Origin of the sequence: Nostoc sp. UHCC 0251 (assembly GCF_034932245.1) — a bacterium.
Taxonomy (GTDB): Bacteria; Cyanobacteriota; Cyanobacteriia; order Cyanobacteriales; family Nostocaceae; genus Nostoc.
In genome coordinates this window covers 1-11,474 of record NZ_JAYGHD010000024.1, presented here as the reverse complement: position 1 = coordinate 11,474, position 11,474 = coordinate 1, and the positions used below count along the sequence as shown (strand labels likewise).

General features: G+C 41.2%; 8 protein-coding genes. 5 read left to right on the top strand and 3 right to left on the bottom strand.

Annotated features, from left to right (window positions below):
* Positions 1 to 2 precede the first annotated feature (2 nt).
* Together VB740_RS05215 and VB740_RS05210 are read left to right on the top strand one after the other, a co-directional pair.
* Complete coding sequence (locus tag VB740_RS05215; protein ID WP_323198999.1) at positions 3 to 446, top strand: GNAT family N-acetyltransferase; 444 nt, start codon at positions 3 to 5, stop codon at positions 444 to 446.
* 282 nt (positions 447 to 728) lie between these two features.
* On the top strand, positions 729 to 3,242 hold the full coding sequence (locus tag VB740_RS05210; RefSeq protein WP_323198998.1) for a type II CAAX prenyl endopeptidase Rce1 family protein: 2,514 nt from the start codon (positions 729 to 731) through the stop codon (positions 3,240 to 3,242).
* A 119-nt stretch (positions 3,243 to 3,361) separates the two neighbouring features.
* On the opposite strand, the gene VB740_RS05205 is transcribed toward VB740_RS05210, so the two are convergent.
* Positions 3,362 to 3,517: a hypothetical protein gene (locus VB740_RS05205; RefSeq protein ID WP_323198997.1), complete on the bottom strand. Its 156-nt coding sequence runs from the start codon at positions 3,515 to 3,517 to the stop codon at positions 3,362 to 3,364.
* Positions 3,518 to 3,628: 111 nt separating this feature from the next.
* On the opposite strand from VB740_RS05205, the gene VB740_RS05200 reads away from it, so the two are divergent.
* Positions 3,629 to 4,453, top strand: a complete 825-nt coding sequence (locus tag VB740_RS05200; RefSeq protein WP_323198996.1) for an SAM-dependent chlorinase/fluorinase — start codon at positions 3,629 to 3,631, stop codon at positions 4,451 to 4,453.
* Positions 4,454 to 4,595: 142 nt separating this feature from the next.
* Here the strand turns inward: VB740_RS05200 and VB740_RS05195 are convergent, their stop codons facing one another.
* Entirely contained in the window at positions 4,596 to 5,867 is a 1,272-nt protein-coding gene (locus tag VB740_RS05195; RefSeq protein WP_323198995.1) for a DUF4255 domain-containing protein, read from the bottom strand.
* Between the two features lie 434 nt (positions 5,868 to 6,301).
* Between VB740_RS05195 and VB740_RS05190 the strand changes: the two genes are divergently transcribed.
* Positions 6,302 to 8,047: a serine/threonine protein kinase gene (locus VB740_RS05190; RefSeq protein ID WP_323198994.1), complete on the top strand. Its 1,746-nt coding sequence runs from the start codon at positions 6,302 to 6,304 to the stop codon at positions 8,045 to 8,047.
* A gap of 110 nt (positions 8,048 to 8,157) precedes the next feature.
* Here VB740_RS05190 and VB740_RS05185 read toward each other — a convergent pair whose 3' ends face one another.
* Complete coding sequence (locus VB740_RS05185; RefSeq protein ID WP_323198993.1) at positions 8,158 to 9,759, bottom strand: peptide ligase PGM1-related protein; 1,602 nt, start codon at positions 9,757 to 9,759, stop codon at positions 8,158 to 8,160.
* A gap of 709 nt (positions 9,760 to 10,468) precedes the next feature.
* On the opposite strand from VB740_RS05185, the gene VB740_RS05180 reads away from it, so the two are divergent.
* Positions 10,469 to 11,350: an SDR family oxidoreductase gene (locus VB740_RS05180; RefSeq protein ID WP_323198992.1), complete on the top strand. Its 882-nt coding sequence runs from the start codon at positions 10,469 to 10,471 to the stop codon at positions 11,348 to 11,350.
* The last annotated feature ends 124 nt before the right edge of the window (positions 11,351 to 11,474 follow it).

The window sequence follows — 11,474 nt, the reverse complement described above, 5'->3', positions numbered from 1 at the left end:
CAATGGAAGTTTTCTTGGCTAATATTAATCATATTGAAAGTCTTTCAGTACTATTTGATCGGTATCGTATTTTTTACAATCAGCCATCAAACCTTGAAGCTGCCAAGGAGTTTCTCAAAGAACGTTTTAATAAAAATGACTCGATAGTATTTGCAGCTAATGACAATGGAGAATTAGTTGGATTTACTCAGCTTTATCCCAGCTTTTCTTCAGTGTCGATGAAACGAGTATGGATATTGAACGATTTGTATGTAGAAGAGTCACATCGCCGCAGGGGAATTGCAAAATTATTGATGAGTGTTGCGGAAGAATATGCAAAAAAAAGTGGAGCAATTCGAGTAATTTTATCTACTCAAATTTCTAACATAACCGCGCAAAAACTCTATGAAGCGCGAGATTACATTAAGAATGAAGAGTTTTACCATTATGCTTTGCGGTTACAGTAGTGGCATGACATTAAATTGGGCTATCATGTCCGCATAAACGCAAAAAATAGCCCAAGCCCTAATTTCCAGGTAGGGGCAATTCATGAATTTCCCCTACCGCGTGTAGCTTTGGCGAGGTGATTGGGGTTTAATAAATAATCAAGTTGGCATAATATTAGTTGTTGATAATACAATACAGTTCAGATAAGCCCAAAACACTTGTAGAGACGGCGATTTATCGCGTCTTGAAAACCAAAAATTGTTGCCAGTAGCCCTTAACTGAACCGTATTGGTTGATAATATATGATTTGGCGTGGATTAAATCGAAAAATAAGGCTAGTGTTTCCGATATTTTTACTGCTAGTATTTATATTAGTAATTGCGTCGCAAGGACTCTCTATAAGAGAACCACAGCTAGTACAAAAAGAAAGCAATTACGCGATACATACTCGACAAAACTTTAATCAACCTAGTTTTTATCCAGTTGGACAAACTCCATCCACAAAACTTTATAAACCCGTTAGCGACTGGGTAGGAAGGTTAATTTTACCAACAAAACAGCAATTACAAGATGGTTTAGATTGGGTATGGATGGAAGTGCAATATGCACCACCCACAGCGCAAAATTTGGTAGGAAAGATTGTGCGTCTGGAATGGAAAAATAATGAAGATTTGCTTGCTAAAGTTAAAGCTGTAACGCGAGATATAAATTTCCCTTCAGAAGTGATTAAAAGTCAAAAACAAGGGAATATCCATCCTTTTCGACTAAATGGAGTTCATCAAGTAGGTATTTTACGCTCTTTGGCTGGTGCAAATCCGCAAGATGATGTAATTGTTGCTTTAGATGCAAATACAATCATCAATGCAGATGGAGAAAAATCCATTTTGCAAATTGAACGCGAACCTGTTTTGGCAACTGGTAGATTTTATGGATTAGTGAAAATAATTAACCCGGTTACATCTAATCTTTTATCTACAAAATATCAGCAGGATAGGGATTATTTTTCTGTCCAGCACTATAACCCTAACTCAAATAAATTTGATGGGATTCAAGAAACTATTCGTATTCCCCAACAAGTAATAGATACGAGAAACTTTGCACCTTCAAGTTCGCAGCAAATTGAAAAATCACCTGCGGGTGAGGATGGGTGGTATATTTATGGCGCTAAAGATGCAAATGCCGTATTTACAGTAAGTGCCCTTGCACCTCGTTCTCTGTTTAAAATTCAACCCCGTCAAATCATCACTGGCAAGGAATTAGGGCTAAATTATATCCAAGAGGTAAATTGGCAAAATACCGAAAAAAATAAAGGTAAATTCAATACTGCCTTGTTAAAACCTATAGAAACATCTATATCAAAATGGCAACAAGGCGATAAAGCGATTGTACTACACCTATTCGGGGGAATTGGCGGACGTAAAGCTGAAGCGATCGCAATACCTAATACTATCACCGGACATTTTGCTTTTGGAATCGCAGAAGTTGTCCGCGACGAGTTTACTAACGAATTACGCTTTGAGATTAAATACCACCAAATTTATGCCCATAACCCTGATGGAATTATTGCCGGAACGCACACATGGGCTGATTATATGGGTAATTTGCAACGTGGCTGGCTGGCAACACGTCCTGTATCAGATATTCTGATCAAATTTGACCCTGTAACACAGGATTATGATTTTGATGGTATTAAACTTTCGCCTTTAGAGCAATTCCAGCAACAATTACAGGTAACAATGGCACGTTATCGCGTTGGCGATGGTACTGGTGGCGCAATGGTATCACCTAGTACCTCATGTGTTCAAGACTCAAGCCAAGCACTTTATGTTGCGATAATGGCAATTAAAAACCAAGTTGCTACAACTCCTAAAATTCAAACTTGGGTACGCAAAAACCCTAATCATCCGCAAGCATTACGTTTTCAGCAGCTAGTTAAATTAGGTAAATCTTTAGAACAACAATTAGCACCCTTGGGAATAATTCGTGCTGATTGGCAGAGTCAAGCAGGTGTACTCGCAGGTACGGGAATAGGAAAAACGACGAAACCATTTCAAGATGGTAGTATTTGGGCTGGTTTGACAACATGGCGAACAATAATGCCAAGGCAAGTACACGATGAACTCGCGGCAATATTTTTCAAACATGGTGCGATTATGCAAGTATTACGAACCAATCAAGTTGGTGGTTGGCAATCCAATATTATACCTATTGCACCAACAGAATTTTTAGGACAAATTAAGATTCCCTTTACTAATATTCCACCGCTTTCAATTATTTTAACTCGTGTTTTATCGTCGTTAGCTGTTCCTAAATTACAAGATTGGTTAGTTCTGGTTTTACTTCTGATAATTTATAGCTTGATTGCCATACCTTATGGCTGGAAATTTGGATTTTTACAGATACAATTTTGGTCTGCAAATTGGAATGATAAATGCTTATTAATGTTGCGTTGTTTATTTACGCCTGCAATCATTGAAGAAGTTTTTTTTCGCGTTATTTTGCTTCCTCATCCTAGCGAAATCACCAATTGGTCCCGATGGAGTTTGTGGGCGATAGTGAGTTTGGTATTGTTTGTTTTATATCATCCATTGAACGCTAAAACATTTTTTAAAGCGGGAATTCCCACATTCTTTAATGGTGTTTTTCTTACTTTAACTTCATTGTTGGGAATTATATCTACTGTTGCATATACCTTAACAGGCTCTTTGTGGGTAATAATTTTAATCCACTGGGTTGTAGTAGTAGCTTGGCTAATTGTTTTTGGAGGAATAACAAAATTAGCTAATAATCAAACAATTCTTAAAGCTCAGGCGTAATAATTATAGTACGTGATATCAAACATCCTCTAACAGCGCAATTACCAGAAAACCCCCTAAAAACAAAAAAACCCGCTATAGCGGGTTACACAACAAACTAAGAACACTGAAAACTTGATTTAGCTGGAATACCTCATCTCAGCTTCCAACTGACGAATCAGTTGTTCGTCGCCCTTTGCTCTGGCTACTTGCAAGCGATGCTCTAGGCTCTTTTGAATATTCTCTCTGTGAGCTTCTTGTGCTTTCCTGACACTTTGTAGTCTATTTTGATTCATAGTAATTACCCTCTTTAATTTTTTGTGTTATATCTTGCATCCTTAACATAACACATATTTTGTAGCTGTTGCTACAGAAAGTTCCGACTTAATGTATATTTTAGCAAAAATATGTCTAAGAAGCAGATAGGTCAACAACCAATCATGACTTTACTGAGCGATTTCGGCGATCGCGACGTTTATGTAGGCATAATGAAGGGAGTCATAGCCCAAATCAACCCTAGACTTACGGTAGTAGACTTAACCCACCAAATTCCGCCGCAAGACATCGCCGCAGCCAGGTTTTGCTTGATGAATGCTTATCCCTATTTCCCAGTTGGCACAGTGCATGTGGCAGTAGTAGATCCGGGTGTGGGAAGCAAGCGACGAGCGATCGCAGTAGAATTTGCTCAAGGGTTTTTGGTAGGCCCAGATAATGGTATCTTTAGCGGGGTACTTAGTCAAAGTCCAGCGATGTCTACGACGGGCTACGCCTACGCAGCCGTTGAACTTACAAATCTTAACTATTGGCGAACTCCTCAACCAAGTAAAACTTTTCACGGTAGGGATATCTTTGCACCAGTGGGAGCTAATCTTGCTAGTGGTGTCTCTCTCAAACAGCTAGGACAAGAAATTGATCCAGCAAGTTTGGTAAAACTAGATATCGGCGAGTGCAAGCAGACAACCGCAGGTGTAGTGGGTTGCATTCAATATATTGACCACTTTGGCAACTTAGTGAGCAACATTCCAGGGAGTTACGTAGAAGGCAAAACTTGGTGTGTGCAAGCCGCTGGGTTGAGTATACCAGGCTGTGAAACTTACAGTGATGTCAACGTGGGAGAGATAATAGCTTTAGTTGGCAGCCACGGCTGGGTAGAAATTGCCATTAATAGCGGCAATGCTCACTTACGGTTGCAGTTAGATTGGCAAGAAACGCTTCAAGTTGTACTAACTTAATTGCGGGCGTTGCTGATTCCATGTATGAAAATGATTTTGCATGATACCAAAATCCTTGTAGAGACGTAGCACTGCTACGTCTCTACATCCAGATTTATACTTTAATTCAGCAACGTCTAATTGCGGTTAATTGTAGTAGTTCTTATAAAATTGTCACCTGTGGCGAATCATATTTCCCAGACTGATTTTTATGCAGTGGACTTTCTGCCCCATCTACCTGCACCCGAACAATATAAGTTCCTGGCTTCACGTTTTTGACAGGAATAATGATTGCATCCGTGTCTTCGGTGCGTGGTGCAACCAAGAAAGAGTAAGTTACTGGACTATCACCTGACGCTTCATTCAGTAGCAAAACTACCCGCTGTGTCTTAGCAACTTTGGGCTGAAATTTAACGGTAATTTCTGCTGTGCGTAAATTATCGCCGCTGTTTTCCACTTGAGCGACGAATGCTGTAATTGTTGGACGGAGGACAAAAGCCGCAACGTTTGATTCGACTAGATGATCCATTCCCCCTACATTGCCCATTGTGAGATGTACAACTTGGATACCCTGCACACCTGGATACAAATCTGGCGGAACTAAAAGGCTAATATGCGTTTCTTTAACTTCCTGAGGTACTATTAACGTCTCACTATTACCTAATCGGATTCGGGTGATCTCACCGCGTAACCGCTTACCACGAATTATTAATGTTGTACCCGCAACAATTATTTGATCAGTCTTTGCCGGAGCCAAAACTTGCTCTATACTCGGTTGAGACAAGGGCATCATGGAGAAACTTTCAGACTTTTCATTGCTACTCTCGATCAATACCATTGATGCCAGATAGGTAGCTGAAGGTCGATAGTGGGTCTGTAAAGCAGACCATAACTTAGAAGTTTCTTCCATGTTAAAAAACTCTGGAGTTAATTTTATCTGCCCAATTTGTTCAGCTAAATCGGATACAGACACACTTGCTACAGCTTGCGAAAAGGCACTTGAGGTATTGCTTGTAGAGGCATTTATTAGAGTATTTTCAATAATATCAGATGTAATAGTTGGTGTTTTATGTAATAAATGCATTGCATAAGCCAGTAAAAGCTCCGCCTGAAAATCCTTGGGCCCGTAAGCTGTAAGCAAGTAGTGGAGATCAAGAGCTAGTGGTGGAGTCGGGGAGTGCGGGTTTCCATTAATCCGTGAGTGCCTGCTCCGAAATTCCTGAGATACCCAATCGACATTGCGATTCTGCGTTACTTGATAGAGAAAGAGGTTGATTTGAGCGCGTTCGTCAGCTTCAACTGATATTCGATCGGGCGGTAGGGCACTTACAATTACATCACCAACACTAGCAGCGATCGGATCACTGACTAAACCATTTTCCAGCAAGACTTTTAGTACTGCTGTCACGGCGGCTATAGAGAGCACATTACTCATTCTCTTTCCTCATGGCAATAGCAGTTCTCATTTGGGTGCAATACAGTGACCACCTTATCCCGTGTTTGCATAAGCAAATACGCGGTGAAGTTTAAAAATGTACTTCATCCAAACGAGAAATGCTATGGTCTGTCAAGTTTAACTATAGTCAGCATTCAGCACTACTTACTGAAGCTGACAACCTCATAGACTTTGCGTGAACTTCACATCAGGAACAAATTTCAACCACCACAGGTATTAATTTTAAACATTTTATCAAATTGCTAGCATTACTTTAAGCTACTAATATGTTAAGCTGAGTATGATTAGATAAACGCTAGTAGCATATATTACTAATATTTATCTAAGTTAAGAAGCAAACAATTATATTTGTAATACTAGTAGTATATCTGACTAAAGCTAACACTTAAAGTAACTAGGATGGGTTGCCCCAGATGAAATCCCCACCTTCTTCAAATTCTTGGAATGGTCGCTTTGTAGGTGATAACCAGCGATACCGTTTAGACAGACGGTTAGCCGGGGGTGGCATGGGAGAAGTCTTCCTAGCAACGGACACCCGTGTAGGTCAGCAGGTAGCGTTGAAGTTGCTCAAAGATACGCTGCTGGCATCACAAGAAATGCGAAAGCGTTTTGAGCGTGAGGTGGCAGTTTGTGCTGCTTTGCAAAGTGACCACATTGTTAAGATTAGTGATTGTGGTGTCACCCCGGAAGGTTTTCCATTTTACGTAATGGAATATTTGCGAGGGCAAACCCTTAGGCAATTACTACTGCGCGAAAAGCGGCTATCTGTTGAGCGAACAGTGAAGATTATGGCGCAAGTTTGCCAAGGCTTACAGCTTGCCCATCAAGGGGTGACTCTCCAACGGGATGGCGGAAAAACCACTGAGCATATTCAGGTAGTTCATCGTGACCTGAAACCAGATAATATATTTTTAGTGCCTACAGATTTGGGAGAGTGGGTAAAGGTTTTGGATTTTGGTGTCGCCAAAATTCGCAGTGAATCTTCAGAAAATTCCAATATTACAAATATAACTAGTACATTTATCGGTACATTTCGTTATGCACCTCCTGAGCAAATCCAAAGTGATAAAAACTTGGATGCTAGAGGTGATATTTACAGCTTAGGGATTATCCTTTATGAAATGCTGAGTGCAGCCGATCCATTTGGAATCAGCATTAAGGGTAGTCATATCAGCGAAGCTTCTTGGGTATTAGCTCATGCTTATGAGCCACCGAAACCACTGCGATCGCAACCAGGGTGTGAGCATTTACCCGTGCAATTGGAAGCGGTGGTGATGAAATGTCTCCACAAGAACCCAGCTAACCGATTTGCAACGGTAGAAGAACTGAATCAGGCTTTGCAAGCTGCTGCCAAATTTGCCACAGGGACTACTAGTGTACCTGGGCAGATGACTGGGCGATCGCAACCTTCCTCCAATCAAGGTTCAAATCACGAAACTATTCCGAGACAATCGAACGACGACACTGTTATTCGCCCTCCATCTGCATACAATCAAGGCTCAAATCACGAAACCGTTCCCAGGCAATCGAACGACGACACGGTTATTCGCCCTCCATCTGCACACAATCAAGGTTCAAATCACGAAACCGTTCCGAGACAGTTTAACCCAATTGAGCAAAGTCAACAGAGTCCTGTGAATAATCCAAACCCCAGCAAACCTGACGTTACTTTGTTTCAACCGCGACCTGGATCTAATCAAGGTAGCCCGCAAGTGCCACCAGATAAGACGTTGTTTCAACCGCGACCTGGATCTAATCAAGGCAGCCCGCAAGTGCCACCAGATAAGACGTTGTTTCAACCACGACCTGCATCTACTCAAGGCAGCCCGCAAGTGCCACCAGATAAGACGTTGTTTCAACCACGACCTGCATCTAATCAAGGCAGTCCCCAAGTGCGGCCAGATGTGACATTGTATCAACCGCGGCCTGCATCCAATCAAAGTAGACCACAAGTGCGAACGGATGACACTATCTACCAACCAAGGTTAGGTGAGCAGCTAACTACGAGAGTTACTCCCAATTTCCTGCGAATTGTGGGAGTGGTCTTAGCTATTGGGCTGATTTTAGGATTAGTAACTTATATATATACTCAATCTCAATCTCCTAAAGAGCCAAATAACCAGCAAGATTTACCTAATAGCGATCGCATTCAGAACTAATCTGTTAAATTGCATAAGCTGGGCGGGCAAGATGCCCACCCCACAAGAGTTATATTTAATTCGATTATGCTTTCTTAGATGTTTTTTAGCTTACCAATGACCAATGACCCTCAACTATATTCATCCCAAGCTACGGGAAAGGAATAATCCGAAAAGGCTGAGAAATCAGGATTTTCGCTGCGGGTTTCTTCATCTAGAACTTTCACGACTTTGTTATAAATGTCTTGTGCTTGTTGCGGGGAATCACCGATGCTGGTTAATCCCAACTTGCCAAACTGCGAAAGGCAACCCATAAGATGAAACACTGTGCCCGTTTCAGTACCGCTATCAAAGTGCAGTCTGTGGTGAGCGATGACATCCATTAAATCATTAGGTAATAATCCCTGATAGCGCTCTTTTTGCAAATTATCAGTGGCAATATAATATTTTGGACGACCTTGCTGACTATAAAATAAACCCGTAGAAAGGTCATAGCGACCGTTCGTTAATAATTTCAGGGTCATGAATGGATGAGTTGTACCGCCTTTACGCAGGTTAATTTCGATCGCCTGAATATCCCACTCTTCGTTACCCTTGTCAACGGCGATAAAATCTACGCCAAATCGCTCTAAAGTGCCTTTCTCTGCTAGCTTTCTGCCAACTTGTAACCCCAATTGCTGTAATTGTAATCGATATCTTTCATCAGCGGGAAACCGACAACCAAGATAAATTTGACCATCTGGGCCTCCGAGAATTTGGTCGTGGGTTGAAAGAATTTCTACTTCGCCAGTGGGTGTAATCCGTCCTTGGACGCTGGGCGATCGCTTAATTTCCCCTTCTACAAATGCTTCGGAAATTGCTCCTAATTCCGGGATTCTTCCCGAAAAATTATCCCAAGTTTCTTTTTTTGCTTGAAAGCGCATTGTTGAGAAGCGATCGCTAATTGCTGCTACCCTTTCGGCATGAGTCCCAATACCTGGTGCTAGATTCTCAATTGGTCTAAGATCGAGCAATGCATTTCCCTCTCCCGAAATGCCTTCGTTGAGTTTTACCACTACCCGTTTTAATGTCGGTTGACGTTCCCACAAATCACTGGTAGCTTCTGCCAAATCTGCGTGGTTCCAAATTTTTTCAGTGCCATCTGGATGCGGTACTCCGCTTTCTTTGAAGATTTGCCGACTGCCACTTTTTGTCCCCCAAATCTGTAAATCTGGTGCAGCCGCATACAGAGGTACACCCAGTTTTACAGACAATTCGCCTTCCCAGTGCGAAGAGTTGTAGCAGATCATAAATGATTTATCTAGCCTCAAAGCTTGATGAATGCGCTTTAGCAGACGAGGGCGTTCTAAAATTTTTTGACTCAGAGGCTTAAGTGAGGAATCGTAAGTAGAAAGTAGCAGCAAGCGATTGCGAGCGTGAGAAAAGGGAATTCCTGGCAACAGTTGCAGATAATAATCAATGATACTAGGATGCAGCGGTACAGATGTTACATAAATCAAGCGAGTCCGGGGATTCTGTAACCGAATTAAGGAAAATAGTAATCTTTCTTCATAATGCTCGCAGCCTTCGATCTTTTGGAGTTCGCGCTGGTCGAGACTCAGGGAGGGAATAATTAAAATATCCGCTTCATTATTGTCAAATGACTCGCTCGTTTTCCAGCGATCGCTCAGGGTTAATTGTAAGTGGTGAAACTTTTCAACCTGCTCTGACTCAGAAATATTTAGTATTGCCATAACCCCTACCCTCTAATAATCTCAATGTAGCGCACCACGCGGGCTTTTGGGCTATTACTTTGGGGACTAGTCGTCAAGCGCTTTTGCAAGGACTTTAGTCTATCTGCAAAAAGGCAGCTATGCAGATATTAGCCTAAATTATTAATATTAACGAAAATCGATTCCACAATCATAGTTATGTTTGCAACACAAAACAAGGAAGTATAAATCTATATTTTCGGTTCTGAAAAATGAGCTAATTCTTGAGCCAGAAGAGATAATTTATTTTATGTCTTAGGGTTGATTAAATTTCAGCTTTGTTTACCTCTATGGATTGATAAAGTACAGCAACATAATAGTTAACTTTAAAGCAGATGAAAATGAGGAATCTTTCATCGAATCAAAGTTGTATAGTTGTTTTTCGTGGTCAGATCAATAGCGTGTGTCAGGTGTGAGGAGAAATAATGTAAGCCGCGTGCAATTGCCAGCAATAAGTGTGTTTGGTAAGCATTGGGTGTATAAATACCTAAAATTGCAAATGGCTGGTAGTAGCCAAGCCAAAAAAACCTTGGGTTGAAATTTCGATCCAAGGTTTACTTTTGAAATGGGGACAAAATAGGGGAACATAGAGACAAATTATTATCTGTCATTTGTCACTTATTACCTCTAGCATAACCCAAATTCATAAGTACCTAATTACAGTCAAAACTCAATTAGCAAGACAAAACCTATGCCTAAATCAAAAGAGCAAAAAGAGAAAAAAGAGCAAAAACTACAACCGCCACAGCAGCAAGAAGCACCAGGTGTTGAATCAGAAATGACGCCAAAACCCAAAGCAGATGATGAGCAGTATCGGGGTAGTGGCAAGCTACAAGATAAGGTAGCATTGATTACGGGTGCAGATAGTGGTATCGGTCGTGCTGTAGCGATCGCATTTGCTAAAGAAGGTGCAGATGTGGCAATTCTTTACCTCAATGAACACGATGATGCTAAAGAAACAAAACATTTGGTAGAAAAACAAGGGCGTCGTGCAGTAACTATTGCAGGTGATATTGGCGATGAAACCTTTTGTCAGCAAGCTATACAGCAAACAGTTGGGGAGTTTGGCAAACTCGATATTCTCATCAACAACGCTGCCGAACAACATCCGAAAGAAAGTATCGAAGAAATCACCAAAGAACAACTAGAGCGAACTTTCCGCACTAATATATTCTCGATGTTTTTCATGACTAAAGCTGCACTCAAGCATCTACAAGCAGGCAGTTCTATCGTCAATACCACATCGGTAACAGCTTATAAAGGTAGCCCACAACTACTAGATTATTCCTCTACAAAAGGTGCAATCGTTGCTTTTACTCGCTCCTTATCGAAAAATTTGGTATCCAAAGGAATTCGCGTTAATGCTGTCGCGCCAGGACCAATTTGGACACCTTTAATTCCCTCAACTTTTCCTGAAGAGAAAGTTGAAACTTTTGGTAAACAAGTACCAATGCAACGAGCCGGACAACCAGAAGAAGTTGCTCCTAGCTACGTATATTTAGCCTCTGATGATGCTTCTTATGTCTCTGGGCAAGTGTTACATGTCAATGGTGGAGATGTTGTCAATGGCTAAGTAAAAGTCATTAGTCATTGGTCATTAGTCATTGGTTATTCACTTTGGACAAATACTTCGACTTCTCTACGAGACGCTACGCGTTAGCGAAGCTTTCGCTTTAGCGATACGCTCAGTACAAGTG

Bases quoted from the DNA above. Each gene is read 5' to 3' on its own strand.
- VB740_RS05205 (WP_323198997.1), bottom strand. From the start codon at position 3,517: ATGAATCAAAATAGACTACAAAGTGTCAGGAAAGCACAAGAAGCTCAC.
- VB740_RS05215 (WP_323198999.1), top strand. From the start codon at position 3: ATGGAAGTTTTCTTGGCTAATATTAATCATATTGAAAGTCTTTCAGTA.
- VB740_RS05185 (WP_323198993.1), bottom strand. From the start codon at position 9,759: ATGGCAATACTAAATATTTCTGAGTCAGAGCAGGTTGAAAAGTTTCAC.
- VB740_RS05210 (WP_323198998.1), top strand. From the start codon at position 729: ATGATTTGGCGTGGATTAAATCGAAAAATAAGGCTAGTGTTTCCGATA.
- VB740_RS05200 (WP_323198996.1), top strand. From the start codon at position 3,629: ATGTCTAAGAAGCAGATAGGTCAACAACCAATCATGACTTTACTGAGC.
- VB740_RS05190 (WP_323198994.1), top strand. From the start codon at position 6,302: ATGAAATCCCCACCTTCTTCAAATTCTTGGAATGGTCGCTTTGTAGGT.
- VB740_RS05180 (WP_323198992.1), top strand. From the start codon at position 10,469: ATGCCTAAATCAAAAGAGCAAAAAGAGAAAAAAGAGCAAAAACTACAA.
- VB740_RS05195 (WP_323198995.1), bottom strand. From the start codon at position 5,867: ATGAGTAATGTGCTCTCTATAGCCGCCGTGACAGCAGTACTAAAAGTC.